The sequence below is a fragment of the Terrisporobacter sp. genome (assembly GCF_017888745.1).
Lineage (GTDB): Bacteria > Bacillota > Clostridia > Peptostreptococcales > Peptostreptococcaceae > Terrisporobacter.
Window position 1 is genome coordinate 22,617 of record NZ_JAGHFM010000328.1, and the last position, 16,428, is coordinate 39,044.

A 16,428-nucleotide genomic window follows, 5' to 3' on the forward strand; every position below is an offset into this window, starting at 1 on the left:
CTCCTTATATATTTATCTATTTATATATATACAAATATTTTTATTTTTACAAATTATTACTAATATTCTACATTAACGATTTATTTTTTTCAACTCTCACTTATATTTATATTTTAACAAAAAAACATGTAGATTAATCTACATGTTTTTAAAATATCATTATTCAGATATAACTTCTTTACCTTTGTAGTGTCCACAATCTGGACAAACTCTATGTGGTAATTTTGGTTCATGACATTGTGGACACTCTACGAATCCTGTTGCTGTCATTTTTGAGTTAGCCGCTCTTCTCATTTTAGTTTTTGATTTAGCTGTTTTACGCTTAGGTACTGCCATTTACGCCACCTCCTTAGTCATTTTTGAACAAATCTTTTAATTTAGCAAAACGTGGATCTATTTCATCCTCGTCGTTGGCAATTTGGCTACATGCACAAGTTTCTCTATTTAGGTTAGCTCCACAATTTTGACAAAGTCCTTCGCACTCTTCATGACAAAGAACTTGCTGTGGTAAATTAAAGATTAATGTTTGTCCTATTATATCAGTTAAATTGACTTCATCTCCGTCAATAATAAAAGCATCATAATCTTCAAATTCATCTTCATCAAAATTTTCTCTAACTAAGAAACCCTCTATAGCATATTCTATTGGTACTTTAACTTCATCTAAACATCTAGCACAGTTATCTAATATTTCAAAGCTAACAATAGCATCCAAATAATAGCCTTTATTTGTTCTAGATACCTTACCTTTAAGGTTAATCGGTGAAGTTACATTATATGTGTTCTCACAATAATTAATACTATCAATTTTTTGTGAAAAATTCAAGTCTATTTTATCAGTTTCTTTTCTGTTTAACTTATCTAGACTAATTATCATACTTTCACCTCGTTATATTACCAAATTCATTATACAAATCTAGTCAATGTTTGTCAAGTATTTTTACTTGATAGTAAAAATAAGATTACAATACTTTATATTTGTTTACTGAGATATATCAATAAATCATTTTAAGGTAGGTCAAAGCCTACCTTAAAACTTTACATATATTATTCACAATTAAAATATTTTATTAATTATTTAACTAATGCTAAAGTATCTCTAGCTATCATTAATTCTTCGTTAGTTGGTATTAATAATATCTTAACTTTAGAATCTTCAGTAGATATTACTCTTTCTTTTCCTCTAACTTTGTTAGCTTCTTTATCTAATTTCATTCCTAAGAATTCCATGTTTGTAGCTATAGCTTCTCTCATGTCTATTCCATTTTCACCAACACCTGCAGTGAATACAACAGCATCTACACCGTTCATTTCAGCAGCATAAGATCCTATATATTTCTTAACTCTTTGAGCATATGCATCTAAAGCAACTTGAGCTTTTTCGTCACCATTAGCAGCTGCGTCTTCTATATCTCTAAAGTCACTTGATATACCAGTCATACCATATACTCCAGATTGTTTATTCATTAAGTTATCTAATTGATCTGCATTTAAGTTTTCTTTTCTCATTAAGAATGGTAATATTGCTGCATCTATATCTCCACATCTAGTTCCCATTATTAATCCTTCTAATGGAGTGAATCCCATAGAAGTATCTACACATTTTCCACCATCTACTGCTGCTATAGAAGCACCATTTCCTAAGTGGCAAGTTATTATTTTTACATCTTCTATGTTTTTACCTAACATAGCAGCTGCTCTTTGAGATACATATTTGTGAGAAGTACCGTGGAATCCGTATCTTCTTACACCATATTTAGTGTATAACTCATGAGGTAATCCATATAAATAAGATTTTTTAGGCATTGTTTGATGGAAAGCAGTATCGAATACAGCTACCATTGGTACACCTGGAAGTATAGCTTTACAAGCATCTATTCCCATTATGTTTGCTGGATTGTGAAGTGGAGCTAAATCTATACATTCTTTTAATGCAGCTTCAACTTCGTCATTTATAACTACAGAAGTAGCGAACTTTTCACCTGCATGAACAACTCTGTGTCCTACAGCTTCAACTTCTTTAATATCTTTTACACCACCGTAAGTTGGGTCAACTACAGCATCTAAAACTAATTTTATAGCTTCTTCATGGTTTTTCATTGATTGTTCAACTATGTATTTACCTTCAACACCATCTTTTTCTTGTTTTAATATAGAACCTTCTATACCTATTCTTTCAACAAGTCCTACACATAATACTGCTTCATTTTCCATATCTATTAATTGATATTTTAATGAAGAACTACCACAGTTTAATACTAATACTTTCATTATTAGCAATCCTCCTTAAAAATTAATGTTTTCCTTAAATTAATATCCAAAATGATTATTTAACTTTTAATTGTCAATCATAATAAATATAACACCTTTTTTATTAAAAGTACATACTATTTATAAATATTTCATTACATAATATTTTCATATTATGATGAAATATAATATCTTATTTGATATAATAAATAGCTAATACGTTTTAAATTTTTAATAAGATGTCTTATTTATTATTAATATAATAAAATATAATTATGTGTATTTTTTACACATTTACATTATTATATTATCAAATATTTCATCTGAATTTGTCAACTTTTAAATTGTAACATATTATATAGTAAAAATTACCACAAGGAGAAATATATGAATATACTAGGACTAATTGTTGAGTATAACCCTTTTCACAATGGTCATTTATACCATTTAGAAAAATCTAAAAAAATAACAAAAGCAACTCATACCATAGCTGTTATGAGTGGTTCTTTTTTACAAAGAGGAGAACCTGCTTTATTTGATAAATATACTAGAGCTGAGATAGCAGTAAAAAATGGTGTCGATTTAGTTATAGAACTTCCTACCCTTTACTCATGTCAAAGTGCAGAAATTTTTTCCCATGGAGCAATTACAACTTTAAACTCTTTAAATTGTGTTGACTCAGTTTGTTTTGGAAGTGAAGAAGGGAGTATAGATGTTCTTAAAATTATTTCAAAAATATTAGTTGAAGAACCTATAGATTTTAAGACCTATTTAAAAAAGTATCTCGATGAAGGATTGGTTTTCCCCACAGCAAGAAGCAAAGCATTATATGATTATATAAACGAGAATAATATTTTGAATATATCTGAAAATAAACTTCAAAATATTTTAAATTCATCTAACAATATACTAGGAATTGAATATATAAAAAGTTTAATTAAACTTAATAGTTCTATAAAACCTTTTACAATTAGTAGAATTGCTTCACAGTATAACTCAAGTGATATAAACAGTAATATTTGTTCTGCAACAGCCATAAGAAATGTTTTAAAAGACAATCTTAATTTGCAACAAATCGAAAATGTTGTCCCTAATCCTACTTTTGTTGATATAAAAAATAATATGAATGCTAATTTCAATCCAGTATTTGACTATATGTTTTATGACTTATTATCATCAACAATAGTTAGAGATTATGAAAACCTTGAAAAATATTTTGAAGTTAATGAAGGAATAGAAAATAAAATTTACTCAAACATCTTTACAAGTAAAAATCTCGATGATTTAATTTCATCAATAAAATCTAAACGCTATACTATGACTAAAGTTAAACGTACATTAAATAATATTTTACTAGGCATAACAAAAGATGATGTAATTAGCACAAAAGATATTTGTAGTATACCCTATATAAGAGTTTTAGCATTCAATGATAAAGGAAGAGAAATTATAAGGCAAATAAAAAAATCATCAGATATAGAAATTATAACTAAACTATCTAAAATAAGCCACATTAGCGATCCTTTATTTAATACTTTAATTAAATACGATATCAAATCAAGTAATATGTATAATCTTATTTATTATAAAAATAATAAATCTCTAATAAAAGGACCTATGGACTTTTATTTCTCGCCAAGATATGTATTATAAAAAGCTATAAATATTTTAATTATAGCTTTTTATTTTATATTCTTTTTTATTATTTTTAAATAAACTTCTTGTTATTATTAGCTTTTCTGTTTATTAAATTTTATCATTCTAAATTTTTCATATTTTATTTTGAAGTTTAATATAATATCTTAAAGTCTTTAATACATAGGTGATAATATGAAAGTATCAAAACTAATAAAATATTTTGTACCTAAGTTAATTGTATTAATTTTAATAGTAGGTATCATAATATTTCCTGATGAGTCTATAGATGCTGCTAAAGATGGAATCAATATCTGGGTTAATACACTAATTCCATCACTACTACCTTTTATAATCGGTGCAAATATAATTGTATCATTAAAAGTTGTAGATATTTTAGGTACCATAATTAACCCTATCACACAATTTGTATTCAATGTATCCGGTAAAAGCGCTTTAGTATTTGCCATATCAGCTGTATCAGGATATCCAGTTGGCGCAAAGCTTGCTTCTGACTTAAGAGATAAAAAAGAGATATCTGTATATGAAGCTCAAAGATTAGTTTCATTTTGTTCTACTTCAGGTCCTTTATTTATTATAGGTGCCGTATCAGTTGGAATGTTAAATAGCGAAGATTTAGGATATCTAATGCTTATCTGTCATTATTTAGGTGCTATTACTGTAGGCTTGATATTTAGAAAATATGGACATGAAAAAAGAAATAGTTCTAAATATAATTTAATACATAATCTAAAAAAAATTATAAACACACCTGAAGAAAGTGGCTTCTTTGTATCCTTTGGAAATGCTGTTGTAAATGGCGTAAATACCTTATTAGCTGTAGGGGGATTTGTAATAATTTTCTCTGTCGTATTTGAGATACTAGATTTATTCAATGTTATTGATGCTATTTCACATTTTGTATGTATACCTCTTTCTATTTTTCATGTAACAGAAGAAGTATGCAGTACGTTTCTAAGCGGACTGTTTGAAATAACTATCGGCTGTAATAACGTGTGTGAACTTTCTACCCTTTCTGAGGGAATTAAAGCTAGTTTGTGCAGTTTTATAATAGGTTTTAGTGGCTTATCTATATTATCTCAATGTTGTAACTTTATAGGAAAAACAGATATAAAAATAAATTTGTACATATTCAGTAAGTTTTTGCACGGGTTATTTGCTGGTATATTTACTTTCTTACTTTATCCTATTAGTCAAAACATTTTACCTGCATCTAATATTTCAAATATTTATAATTCTCTTTATAACAACAATCTATGGAATCAATATTTTTATAATTTTAAAATTTTTGTGGTTATAATTATCATAGTCTACATAATTTACGATGTTTATTTCGTCTATAAGACAAGATAATAAAAGCCTTATAAAAATATAATTAACTTAATAATAAAAACTCCTACAGCACTGTAGGAGTTTTTATTAACCTTCTCTTAACTCTCTTTTATTAGTTTTAACTATTTCTAAAGTTTCTATCAGGTTTTGCTCAACTGAACTTATAACATCTTCTGCATATACTAAAGAACCTTCTCTTATCTCTACTGCATATGCTTCAGCTTTACTTATAATTTCTGTAGCTCTTTCTTTTGCTCTTACAACAACCTCATTTGATTCGACAATATCATCAAATTGTTGCTTAAGATTTTCTTCAAACTGCTCTCCTTCTCTGACCTTCAACTCAGCTTCTTGATTAGCTTGAGCTATTATTTGATCAGCTTCTACTTTAGCTTCTGTTATTATTCTTTGTCTCTCTCTATTAATCCATATAGCTTGATTAACTTCCTCTGGAAGTAATGATTTTATTTCATTTATAATAGAAAGTACTTCTTCTTTCTCTATACTTATAGATTTCCTAGCAAGACCTTTAACTGGTGCATGTTCAATAATTTCTTCTAGCTCTTGGAGTAAATCCATTATTTCTAAATCTATTTTCATACTATTCCCCCTAAATACGTTTTACTATTTTGTCTTTTTCTCTAATTCTTCTAGTACCTCAACAGGCACAAAATTTGTAACATCTGCTCCAAAGCTTAAAACTTCTTTTATTAATGATGAACTTACAAAAGAATATTTTTTATTTGTCGGTAAAAATATTGTTTCTATATCAGAATTCAATTCCTTATTCATATGAGCCATTTGTAATTCATAGTTTACATCATCTTCACTTCTCACACCTCTAACTAAAGTGCTAATTCCATTTTCAGCACAATAATTAACTAATAGTCCTTGAAAACTAATAATTTTTATATTATCCAATTCTTTAGTACATAACTCTATTAATTTTACTCTTTCTTCTAAAGTAAAAAGTCCTTTTTTATTCGGATTAATAAGTACTCCAATTTGTAATTCATCAAATAATTTTGATGCTCTAAAAATTATATCTAAATGTCCATTTGTAATCGGATCAAAACTTCCTGCAAAAATCGCTTTACGTAATGGTTTATCCATACTATTCCTCCATTTTATAGAAAGTTAATGTTGTATTACCATATTTCTTTTCTCTACTCTTATAAAGTCTTCCTATACTATCTGGAAATTTGTCTTTAGTATCATGTTCAACAACTATTATCCCGTCTTCTTTTAATAAATTATTATTATCAATACCACCAAGAGCATCATTAAACATATTTTTATAGTATGGAGGATCCATAAAAATAACATCAAATTTTTCTGTTTTCAACGCTAAAGAGTTTATAGCGCTTTTAAAATCAGAATTTAATACAACACTTTCTTTTTCTACCCTTGCTTTTTTTATATTAGATTTAACAATACTAATACTTTCTTTGCTATTATCAACAAAAATACATTTATTAGCACCTCTAGATAAACACTCAATACCTAAGGAACCAGTTCCTGCAAATAAATCTAATATATCACTATCCATTATATACGAGTTAATCATATTAAATAATGATTCCTTAACCCTATCAGTTGTCGGTCTTACATCATCATTTTTAGGAGCATTTAATTTTAAACCTCTAGCTTTTCCTGAAATAACTCTCAAAGTTATATCTCCTTCCTATATTTTAACATAATTTTATCTAATTTAATGAGATTTCTTCACGTTCACTAAATTTATATAATATTTCTTCTTTTAGTTTTTTATTTTCTTCTAATTGTAATTTTACGTCTTGTCCAATTATATATCTAGCTTCTATTTGAGCTAGTTTTAATATTTTCATATGTTTAAATATATTGGCCACTTTAAGTTCTGGAATACCATGTTGTCTTGTTCCAAAAAACTCTCCTGGACCTCTTATTTCTAAGTCTTTTTGTGAAATTTTAAATCCATCGGTAGTTTCTTCCATTATGGACATTCTTTCTTTGCATACTTCAGTTTTAGAATTATATATTAATATACAATAAGATTTATGTTTTCCTCTCCCTACACGTCCTCTTAGCTGATGCAATTGTGCTAAACCAAATCTTTCTGCATTTTCTATTATCATCAAAGTAGCATTAGGTACATTAACACCAACTTCTATAACTGTTGTAGAAACCAATATGTCCAATCTTTTATTTTTAAAATCATCCATAATAGAATCTTTTTCACTAGGTTTCATTTTACCATGCAAAAGTCCTACTCTTAAATCACTAAAAAACTCTCTTTTCAATTCTTCAACTAACTCTACTGCTGCTGTAGCTTCTATCTTTTCACTTTCATCAACTAAAGGACAAACTACATACACTTGTCTACCTTTTTTAACTTCATCTCTTACTAAATTTTCATAAGCTTCACTTCTTCTTTTATGCTCTATTGCAATAGTTTCAATTGGCTGCCTTCCTGGAGGAAGCTCGTCTATTATGGATATATCTAAGTCACCATATAAAATAAGTGCTAATGTTCTAGGTATAGGTGTGGCTGTCATAACAAGTATATCCGGGCTATCTCCTTTATTAGATAATCTACCTCTTTGTCTAACACCAAATCTATGTTGTTCATCAGTTATGACAATGCCCAAATTTTTGAACTCAACTTTATCTTCTATAAGTGCATGGGTTCCAATTAAAATATCAATTTCTTGATTTTTTACTTTTTCAAGCACTTTATCTTTTTGTTTTTTTGTAAGGCTACCTACAAGTAACTCAGACTTAATATTAAAGGTTTCAAGTGTTTCTTTGAATGATTCGTAGTGTTGCGATGCTAAAATCTCTGTAGGTGCCATTAAAGCCCCTTGATAGCCATTTAATACCCCACTAGCAAGAGAAAGTAAGGCAACTACTGTTTTACCACTCCCAACATCACCTTGTACTAATCTATTCATAACCTTGCTTGATTGCATATCTTCCAAAATTTCATCTAAAGCTCTATTTTGAGCTTTTGTAAGTTTAAACGGTAAAGAATTTACTATATCATTTAATTTTTCATTTTCTTTAAATTCTATACCATTAGATTCATTAACACCACTTTTGAAATAAAATAATCCTAGCTGCAGAACTAAAAATTCTTCAAATACCAGTCTATATAATGCTATTTTTAAGGCATCTTTGCTAGTTGGATTATGGATATTTCTTATAGCGTAATCAATTCCACATAATTTATATTTTTCTATTATGTATCTAGGTAAGTATTCTTTTACTTTAAATTCTTCTTTTAAAAGAACTGATTTAATTATACTTTCCAATTCTTTATTTGTTAGTCCATAAGTTAAAGGATAAACTGGTTGTATTTTACAAGTAGATTGTGGTGCATTTGTATAGTGCTCTATTTCGCAAGAAGATAACTCTTTAAAATTATTCTCGATTTTAACTTTTCCATAAGCTAAAATACTATCTCCACTTTTAAATACCTTTGTTATATATTCTTGATTAAAAAAAACTAGTCTTATATATCCACTTTCATCTCTTACATCAATTTTAGTAATATTCATACCTTTTTTAGGACTATAAGTATCCATTCTAGTTATAATACCTTTGATGGATGCTTTTTCATCATTTTCTAATTGGGTTATTTTCTTAATGTTACTTCTATCTTCATATTGTCTTGGAAAATAATATATAAGGTCTTTTAATGTAAAAATACCTAATTTATTCAACTTATTAGCTCTTTTAGGCCCAATACCTTTTACAAATTGTATTTCTTTACTTAAGTTATTCATAATTATCACCTATTACCTAAAAATTCACTACGAATAAAAATCCTGTATAACATACTAAATATAGTACGATTATACAGGACTAATTAATTATTATTCAACTGAAATCAAGTAGTAATAAAGAGGTTGTCCTCCATAGTGTAATTCAACGTCTATATCTTCGAATTTTTCTTCTAGGTCACTTGCTAATGCTTCAGCATCCTCTTTTGAAGTATCTTCACCGTAGAATAAAGTTATTATAGCACTATCTTCGTCTACTAATTTTTCTATTAGGTCTGTAGTTATTTCATTAACTTCTTCACCAGCAGCAAGCAATTTTCCTTCTGCTAGACCTATTATATTTCCTTCTTTTACTTCAATATCATTTATAACTGTATCTCTTACAGCATAAGTTACTTGACCTGATTTTACTGTGGATAAAGCTTCAACCATATTAGCTTCATTTTCTTCAGCAGTAGCATCACCATCAAATGTTACTAACGAAGCAAATGCTTGAGCAACATTTTTAGTAGGTATTACTATTATATTTTTATCACTTAATTCTTTAGCTTGATTCGCAGCCATTATAATATTACTGTTATTTGGTAGTATTATAATGTTTCTCGCATGTAAACTTTCTATTGCCTTCATAAAATCTTCTGTACTTGGGTTCATTGTTTGACCACCTTCTATTATGTGATCTACTCCAAAATCTTTAAATATTTGAGCTAAACCTTCACCCATAGAAGTTGCTATAAATCCATATTCCTTTTCTTCAACTTGTACTTCTTTAGTCTGTTCAGATTCACTTAAAACTATATTTTCATGTTGAAGTTTCATGTTTTCAATTTTTATAGTTAATAATTGCCCATATCTTAAAGCTTCTTGTAATGCAAGCCCTGGATCATTAGTGTGAACATGTACTTTTATTACACCCTCATCTCCAACAACAGCTAGACTATCTCCAAACTTCATGAATTTTTCTCTTATTACAAGATCATCTACTTTATCACTTTCTAAAATAAATTCTGTACAGTATTGGAATTTAATATCTTCTGTTGATATATTTTGTTCAACTTTAACTTCCACGTTATTAGATACTCCACCTGCAATAGAATCTATACTATTCCCTTTTAAAGATGATAACATACCTTCTAATATAAGTACTAGACCTTTACCACCTGAATCTACTACTCCAGCTTCTTTTAATGCTTTTAACAGTTCTGGCGTTTTATCTAATGATTCATTTGCTTTTTTTACAACTAGTTCAAGGAATTCTATCATATCCATGTCTTCAGTAGAAGTTTTAACAGCATATTCTCCAGTTTCTCTTATTACAGTAAGGATAGTTCCTTCTATTGGTTTTATAACAGCTTTGTAAGCAGTATCTGAACCATTTTTTAGAGCTAAAGCTAAATCATTAACATTTAATGACTCTTTACCTTCTATAGATTTTGCTATTCCTCTTATTATTTGTGATAGTATAACTCCTGAGTTTCCTCTAGCTCCCATTAAAGAACCTTTAGAAAGAGCTTTACCTATATCTGTTATATTATCATTGTTAACTTTTGATAATTCTTTTATCGCATAAGATATAGTTAAAGACATGTTTGTTCCTGTATCTCCATCTGGTACTGGAAATACATTTAACTTATCTACTAAATCTTTATTATTTTGAAGATTATTTGCACCTGAAACAAACATATCTCTAAATTTGTTTCCGTCTATACATTGAATCATATTTTTCCTCCTATACTACTTAACCCTTATACCTTGAACATTAACATCAACTTTACTTACTTTTATTGATGTAGTATTCTCTACTGAATATTTTACTCGGTCAATTATGTTATTTGCTACTGTAGAAATATTAATTCCATATTGCATTATAACAAATAATTCTATCTCTAATGTATTATCTTCTGTCTCTATTACTTTAACGCCTTTTGTTGCATTATCGCCTTTTAATAATTCGACAATACCTTTTATTTTTTGCGAGAAACCTACTAATCCGTAACTCTCCATTGCAGCTCTATATGCAATTTGAGCTATAACATGTTTATCTATTTCTATACATCCATATTCATTGTTTACTTTAGTAGCCATGGTTTTACCCCCTCATTTTATTTTATTAATTTTATATTTTGTTCAATGTTATTTAAAATTTTATTACAGTAAACATTTTTCTTTTATTTTAATAAATTATAGTTTATATTTCTATTTTAGACAAGATATATAATACTATAAGTAATTAATAATTAAAAGCTAATTAATTTATAACTAAAAAGACGTTTATTCTATTTACTATGTGGTAAATATAAAAAAATATATAATTTTATTTTTATTAGACATAGTAATTTACCTAATAGTAAGATAATGACTATAAACTTTTATCATTATTTTCTTTTTTAATATTTACATTAGCAAAATTTATATATATAATTTTATATGATAATAGGAAAATCTTCAATATATTAAGGACAATTATATATTTTTATTGCAGAAATTCAAATTTTATGTTAATATAAATATGTTTTTAGTCTTAAAATAGTTATCATTTTAAGGAGGCGTATATAATGTCAAGAGTATGTTGCGTATGTGGTAAAGGTAAAGTTTCAGGAAACCAAGTATCACACTCAAATAAACACAGCAAAAGAACATGGGCTGCTAACTTAAGAAACGTTAAAGTTATAGAAAATGGAACTCCAAAAAGAGTTAAAGTTTGTACAAGATGCTTACGTTCAAATAAAGTTGAAAGAGCTTAATAATAAATTAATTTTATTAGTAAAGAGCCTACATTATTGTAGGCTCTCATTTTTTATCTAATAGTTTATTATAATACCTTCCCCTATTTATTGTTTTTATTTCCTCTCATAAATTTTAAAACAATATTAGAAATCCACTTTGGTAGTTTTATAGTTACCATCTTCATAATTATCCCTCCTAGGCTAATACAAGCCTTTATGTTTTAAATAATACCCATAAAGTTTAATCATAATATTAATAATTTTTATGCATTATATAAGGTTTATAGACCTTTTATCAAAAACTTGTAACTATTCCTTATCAAACCTATCCTTCATATGTATCACTCTATTTTTGTACCATAAAGACTATATATTTTAACCATATATAAAAACTCTTATATAATTATATTAAAGAAGGTTTTTATTTTAGAATTATAACTTTATTATTTTATTAATTTTAATAAATCATACTTAATATATAGTCTATAAATTTATTAAAAATACATCTATATAAGTATATTTTCTAATAAAAAGCTCCCTCATAATATATAAATTACGAAGGAGTTTTCACTTTATATTAAATATTAAAATTTCGTATAATTAATGCACATCCATCATCTATACTTATTATACATTCATCTTCTAACATAACATTAGAAATTCCTAAAGGAGATAAATGATTAACTATGGCATTATCTAAAGGATATTCTAATTTTTCTAATGTTACGCCCTTTGATTCTCCATTTATAGATATTACAGATATAGTATCACCTTTTTTGCCCTTTAAATTTATTGTTTCATTTTTCACCATGAAAATTTCTTCTTCACTAGTCAGTATTCTAGGCCTAATACTATTTTCTTTTATGTAATTCATTAATCCTATATTGGCTAAAGTATGATCTATTCTTCCACCTAGTGTAGCAAAAAGGTCTATTTCGTCAGCTCCTAGACTTTTAGCTAAATATATACATATTTCAGAATCAGTTTCATCTTTATGAGAAGGGTATCTTTTAAATATTACATTTTTATTTTCATAATACTCTATTACTTCTCTTTCTATAGAGTCTAAGTCTCCCACAATATAATTTGGTATAATATTCATTTTAAATAAATGATTACAGCCACCATCAGCCCCTATAATATAATCATAATTTTCTTCAAGTATTATTTCTTTTGTTTTAATATAATCTTTTACTTCTCCATTTAATATAATACAAACTTTCATTAATATCTCCTAAAGTTTAGCATTTTCTCTCATTAATTTTACTGTCTGAGGAATATCATCACTATTAAAGATAGCTGATCCTGCAACTATTATATTCGCTCCGGCTTTTACAACTTTATCTATATTATTTGGCTTAATACCACCATCAACTTGTATATCAACATTTAGATTTTTTTCATCTATTATTTTTTTTAGTTCTTGAATTTTTTCTATTGTACTTTCAATAAAAGATTGTCCTCCAAATCCTGGATTAACAGTCATTATAAGTACCATATCTATATCTTCAAGTACATGTTTAATAGTTTCTATAGGGGTAGCTGGATTTAAAGCTACACCTGCTTTTACATTGTGAGATTTTATATTTTGAATAGTTCTATGTAAGTGTCTACATGCTTCTTGATGAACAACTATTAAGTCACTTCCTGCATCAACAAAATCCTTAATATAGTTATCAGGATTTTCTATCATAAGATGAGTATCAAATATCATATTTACATCTTTTCTTAATGATTTAACAATTCCTGGTCCTAATGTTATATTAGGCACAAAATGTCCATCCATAACATCAATATGTAGGTATTCACATCCTGCTTCTTCTACCTTTTTAACGTCTTCTAACAATCTTGCAAAGTCTGCTGATAATATTGATGGTGCTAATTTTATCATCTCTTAATATCTCCTTTTCCCTTGTCTTATTTCATTTAGTAGTTGTATATAACTTTCATATCTTACTTTTGAAATTTCCCCCTCTTCGACAGCCTCTTTAACTCCGCAATTTGGTTCATTTTCATGAATACACTTATTTCCAAATTTACAGCCATCTACTTCATCAAATTCAATAAAATATTCTTTTAGTTCATTCTCATCTATATCATCCAATGTTAAAGAAGAAAATCCTGGTGTATCTGCAACAATTCCACCACATTCTAATTTTAAAAGTTCAGCATGTCTTGTAGTATGCTTCCCTCTTTTTATTTTATCACTAACTTCTCCAGTTTGTAATTCAAAATCTGGATCTACTTCATTTAATAAACTTGATTTGCCTACTCCAGATGGACCTGCAAATACTACCACGCTATTATTTAACTCTTCTTTAACTTTATCTATATTCATTTTAGATTTACTACTAACTGGAATTACTTTGTATCCACTAAGTTCATATATTGATTTAATTTTTTCAGTAGTATTATCTTCATCTAAGTCAACTTTCGTAAGTATTATTACTATTTCTAAGTTTTCTCTTTCTGCAAGAACTATAAATCTATCTAATAAAGATAAATGAGGTGTAGGGTTTTTAACAGCAAAAACTATTAATGCCTTATCAACATTAGATATAGGTGGTCTTATAAGCTCACTATCTCTTTTGTCAATTTCTTCAACAACACCTATTTTCTTTTCTTCATCAACAATACTAATTTTTACTCTATCTCCTACTAGAGGTGTTTGTTTATTTTTTCTAAAAATCCCCCTAGCTCTACATTCATATAATCCATTTACTGTATCTACGTAGTAAAATCCCCCTATTCCTTTCATTATCCTTCCATCTAACATTAACTGCCTCCTTATTTTTCATTAACACTTTATTATATATTACCACAATAATTTTATTATTTTTAAATTAATTATAATATATCAGTATTTTACGGATATAAAATAAACAAAAATAAAATATAAGTAAGCTATGCTTACTTATATTTTGCTAATATGAATTTAATTTTATTCTTAATTACTATTTTCACTGTTTTCATTTATTGTCTGATGACTGGCTGAATCACTATTAGCATTGCCAGTGCCTTCACTATTCCCAGTTCCACCAGTACCAGTTCCACTTCCGTTACCTTCACCATTTCCAGTTCCACCAGTACCAGTTCCACTTCCGTTACCTTCACCACTATTATTTGAGCTAGAACCATCTTCATTTGGTGTTTCCTCTTCTGATGGTTTTTCTTCTGGCTTTTTACCCTTGCTAACTACGATATTTATCGCATCACCTTTGTTAACATTTCCAGATCCAGCAGTAGGATTTTGATTAATCACTGTACCAGATGCATATATCTCACTATACTCATAACTTACAAGTCCAAGTGATAACCCCTCTTGACTTAATACTTTCTTAGCGTCTTCTAGTGTATAACCCATTAAGTTAGGTATTGATAAATCTTTCGGACCAAGGCTTATAATTACATGAATAGTATCACCTTTTTTAAGCTCTGTACCTTCAGATGGAGTTTGTGATATAACATGATTTTTCTCTATTAAAGAATCATACTCTTCTACCGATATTTCTAATTTTAATCCCGCATCTCTAGCCATTTTGTTAGCATTTTCAAGACTTAAATTTAAAAGAGCTGGAGCATAAATTACATCACCATCATTATTATTTCCTAATAATCCAAATCCTTTTGTTGTTATTCCAGCAAATGCTAAAATAACCAAAGCAAATATAGCAATTAAACTTCCTTTGAATCCTTTTTTATTTTTCTTTGTTTTTTTCTTAGATTTCTTTTCCTTCCCTTCTTCATATAGATCATCTTTATCATCATATTCTACTTCTAGTTCAACAGTATTATCTTTTTTATTAGATGAACTTATTACATTAGAATCATTCATCCTTTTAGTAGCAAAATCATCATATTGTTTTATGAAATCTAAATCAATATTTTGTTCAATATACTCTATATCTTCAATAACTTCTTCACTACTTTGATATCTATCTTCCGGTGATTTTTCTGTTAATTTTTTTATTAAAGTTCTTATACTTTGAGGTACATTAGTTTTTTCTTCTGGTGTAAATTCTATATCTTCATTAATATGTTGAAGGGCTATAGAAATTGGACTATCACCTTTAAAAGGTACCTTTCCAAGTATCATTTCATATAGAACTATACCAAGAGAATATAAATCAGCATTATTTTTTACAGATTGGCCTTTAGCTTGTTCTGGTGAAAAATAATGAACAGAACCAATTATGCTTCCTATATTCGTCATAGTAGAATTAGTAGCTGCTTTAGCTATGCCAAAATCTGCAACCTTTACATTTCTGCCTTCATTGGAAATTAATATATTATGAGGTTTTATATCTCTATGAATAACCCCCTTTTTATGAGCAGCTTCAAGGGCTTTAGCTATTTGCTTAGTTATATCTAAAGCAGTATATTCATCTAATGTTCCTTCGTTTTTTATAATTTCCTTTAAATTTTGTCCATCAACATACTCCATTACTATATAATTTATTTTTCCATCACAACCAACATCGTATACATTAACTATATTTGGATGGTTGATATTTGCAACTGCTTCTGCTTCTCTTTTGAATTTTGCTAAAAATTCTTCATCATCAACAAATTCTGGTCTTAATACTTTAACAGCAACGACTCTATTTAATAATCTATCTTTTGCTTGGTAAACAAAGGCCATTCCTCCATCACCAATTTTACTGATAATTTCATACCTATTTCCTAAAATTGTTTCTCCCACA

General features: G+C 27.7%; 16 protein-coding genes. 3 read left to right on the top strand and 13 right to left on the bottom strand.

Annotated features, from left to right (window positions below; all coding sequences use genetic code 11):
- Nucleotides 1-159: 159 nt before the first annotated feature.
- The 3 genes from rpmF to J7G74_RS14650 form a co-directional block, all read right to left on the bottom strand.
- Entirely contained in the window at nucleotides 160-336 is a 177-nt protein-coding gene (gene rpmF / locus J7G74_RS14640) for a 50S ribosomal protein L32 (protein ID WP_187295836.1), read from the bottom strand.
- Between the two features lie 13 nt (nucleotides 337-349).
- Nucleotides 350-877: a YceD family protein gene (locus J7G74_RS14645; RefSeq protein WP_297136679.1), complete on the bottom strand. Its 528-nt coding sequence runs from the start codon at nucleotides 875-877 to the stop codon at nucleotides 350-352.
- A 197-nt stretch (nucleotides 878-1,074) separates the two neighbouring features.
- Nucleotides 1,075-2,271 carry an acetate/propionate family kinase gene (locus J7G74_RS14650; protein ID WP_297136681.1) on the bottom strand — a complete coding sequence of 399 codons (1,197 nt, stop codon included), beginning with the start codon at nucleotides 2,269-2,271 and terminating at the stop codon, nucleotides 1,075-1,077.
- Between the two features lie 366 nt (nucleotides 2,272-2,637).
- On the opposite strand from J7G74_RS14650, the gene J7G74_RS14655 reads away from it, so the two are divergent.
- Together J7G74_RS14655 and ylbJ are read left to right on the top strand one after the other, a co-directional pair.
- Nucleotides 2,638-3,903: a nucleotidyltransferase gene (locus J7G74_RS14655; protein ID WP_297136683.1), complete on the top strand. Its 1,266-nt coding sequence runs from the start codon at nucleotides 2,638-2,640 to the stop codon at nucleotides 3,901-3,903.
- Nucleotides 3,904-4,080: 177 nt separating this feature from the next.
- Nucleotides 4,081-5,259 carry a sporulation integral membrane protein YlbJ gene (ylbJ, locus tag J7G74_RS14660; RefSeq protein ID WP_297136686.1) on the top strand — a complete coding sequence of 393 codons (1,179 nt, stop codon included), beginning with the start codon at nucleotides 4,081-4,083 and terminating at the stop codon, nucleotides 5,257-5,259.
- Nucleotides 5,260-5,325: 66 nt separating this feature from the next.
- Here the strand turns inward: ylbJ and J7G74_RS14665 are convergent, their stop codons facing one another.
- The 6 genes from J7G74_RS14665 to J7G74_RS14690 form a co-directional block, all read right to left on the bottom strand.
- Nucleotides 5,326-5,838, bottom strand: coding sequence for a hypothetical protein (locus tag J7G74_RS14665; protein ID WP_297136687.1), 513 nt, complete (start codon nucleotides 5,836-5,838; stop codon nucleotides 5,326-5,328).
- Between the two features lie 24 nt (nucleotides 5,839-5,862).
- Nucleotides 5,863-6,351 (bottom strand): pantetheine-phosphate adenylyltransferase, encoded by a 489-nt coding sequence (gene coaD, locus J7G74_RS14670; protein WP_297136689.1) that lies wholly within the window; start codon nucleotides 6,349-6,351, stop codon nucleotides 5,863-5,865.
- Nucleotide 6,352: 1 nt separating this feature from the next.
- A complete protein-coding gene (gene rsmD / locus J7G74_RS14675) occupies nucleotides 6,353-6,907 on the bottom strand; it encodes a 16S rRNA (guanine(966)-N(2))-methyltransferase RsmD (protein WP_297136691.1) in 555 nt (184 codons plus the stop codon).
- 37 nt (nucleotides 6,908-6,944) lie between these two features.
- Nucleotides 6,945-9,002: an ATP-dependent DNA helicase RecG gene (gene recG, locus J7G74_RS14680; RefSeq protein ID WP_297136693.1), complete on the bottom strand. Its 2,058-nt coding sequence runs from the start codon at nucleotides 9,000-9,002 to the stop codon at nucleotides 6,945-6,947.
- Between the two features lie 90 nt (nucleotides 9,003-9,092).
- Nucleotides 9,093-10,718 (bottom strand): DAK2 domain-containing protein, encoded by a 1,626-nt coding sequence (locus J7G74_RS14685; protein ID WP_297136695.1) that lies wholly within the window; start codon nucleotides 10,716-10,718, stop codon nucleotides 9,093-9,095.
- Nucleotides 10,719-10,733: 15 nt separating this feature from the next.
- Nucleotides 10,734-11,084, bottom strand: coding sequence for an Asp23/Gls24 family envelope stress response protein (locus J7G74_RS14690; RefSeq protein WP_297136696.1), 351 nt, complete (start codon nucleotides 11,082-11,084; stop codon nucleotides 10,734-10,736).
- A gap of 470 nt (nucleotides 11,085-11,554) precedes the next feature.
- On the opposite strand from J7G74_RS14690, the gene rpmB reads away from it, so the two are divergent.
- The gene (gene rpmB / locus J7G74_RS14695) at nucleotides 11,555-11,743 is read left to right on the top strand and encodes a 50S ribosomal protein L28 (RefSeq protein ID WP_187295825.1); all 189 of its coding nucleotides are present in this window, start codon (nucleotides 11,555-11,557) and stop codon (nucleotides 11,741-11,743) included.
- A gap of 559 nt (nucleotides 11,744-12,302) precedes the next feature.
- Here the strand turns inward: rpmB and J7G74_RS14700 are convergent.
- The 4 genes from J7G74_RS14700 to pknB form a co-directional block, all read right to left on the bottom strand.
- Complete coding sequence (locus J7G74_RS14700) at nucleotides 12,303-12,950, bottom strand: thiamine diphosphokinase (RefSeq protein WP_297136699.1); 648 nt, start codon at nucleotides 12,948-12,950, stop codon at nucleotides 12,303-12,305.
- Nucleotides 12,951-12,959: 9 nt separating this feature from the next.
- The gene (rpe, locus tag J7G74_RS14705) at nucleotides 12,960-13,616 is read right to left on the bottom strand and encodes a ribulose-phosphate 3-epimerase (RefSeq protein WP_297136701.1); all 657 of its coding nucleotides are present in this window, start codon (nucleotides 13,614-13,616) and stop codon (nucleotides 12,960-12,962) included.
- Between the two features lie 3 nt (nucleotides 13,617-13,619).
- On the bottom strand, nucleotides 13,620-14,501 hold the full coding sequence (gene rsgA, locus J7G74_RS14710) for a ribosome small subunit-dependent GTPase A (protein ID WP_297136703.1): 882 nt from the start codon (nucleotides 14,499-14,501) through the stop codon (nucleotides 13,620-13,622).
- A gap of 171 nt (nucleotides 14,502-14,672) precedes the next feature.
- The gene (gene pknB / locus J7G74_RS14715) at nucleotides 14,673-16,427 is read right to left on the bottom strand and encodes a Stk1 family PASTA domain-containing Ser/Thr kinase (RefSeq protein WP_297136705.1); all 1,755 of its coding nucleotides are present in this window, start codon (nucleotides 16,425-16,427) and stop codon (nucleotides 14,673-14,675) included.
- Between the last annotated feature and the right edge of the window lies 1 nt (nucleotide 16,428).

Bases quoted from the DNA above. Each gene is read 5' to 3' on its own strand.
- rpmF (WP_187295836.1), bottom strand. From the start codon at position 336: ATGGCAGTACCTAAGCGTAAAACAGCTAAATCAAAAACTAAAATGAGA.
- J7G74_RS14645 (WP_297136679.1), bottom strand. From the start codon at position 877: ATGATAATTAGTCTAGATAAGTTAAACAGAAAAGAAACTGATAAAATA.
- J7G74_RS14650 (WP_297136681.1), bottom strand. From the start codon at position 2,271: ATGAAAGTATTAGTATTAAACTGTGGTAGTTCTTCATTAAAATATCAA.
- J7G74_RS14655 (WP_297136683.1), top strand. From the start codon at position 2,638: ATGAATATACTAGGACTAATTGTTGAGTATAACCCTTTTCACAATGGT.
- ylbJ (WP_297136686.1), top strand. From the start codon at position 4,081: ATGAAAGTATCAAAACTAATAAAATATTTTGTACCTAAGTTAATTGTA.
- J7G74_RS14665 (WP_297136687.1), bottom strand. From the start codon at position 5,838: ATGAAAATAGATTTAGAAATAATGGATTTACTCCAAGAGCTAGAAGAA.
- coaD (WP_297136689.1), bottom strand. From the start codon at position 6,351: ATGGATAAACCATTACGTAAAGCGATTTTTGCAGGAAGTTTTGATCCG.
- recG (WP_297136693.1), bottom strand. From the start codon at position 9,002: ATGAATAACTTAAGTAAAGAAATACAATTTGTAAAAGGTATTGGGCCT.
- J7G74_RS14685 (WP_297136695.1), bottom strand. From the start codon at position 10,718: ATGATTCAATGTATAGACGGAAACAAATTTAGAGATATGTTTGTTTCA.
- J7G74_RS14690 (WP_297136696.1), bottom strand. From the start codon at position 11,084: ATGGCTACTAAAGTAAACAATGAATATGGATGTATAGAAATAGATAAA.
- rpmB (WP_187295825.1), top strand. From the start codon at position 11,555: ATGTCAAGAGTATGTTGCGTATGTGGTAAAGGTAAAGTTTCAGGAAAC.
- J7G74_RS14700 (WP_297136699.1), bottom strand. From the start codon at position 12,950: ATGAAAGTTTGTATTATATTAAATGGAGAAGTAAAAGATTATATTAAA.
- rpe (WP_297136701.1), bottom strand. From the start codon at position 13,616: ATGATAAAATTAGCACCATCAATATTATCAGCAGACTTTGCAAGATTG.
- rsgA (WP_297136703.1), bottom strand. From the start codon at position 14,501: ATGTTAGATGGAAGGATAATGAAAGGAATAGGGGGATTTTACTACGTA.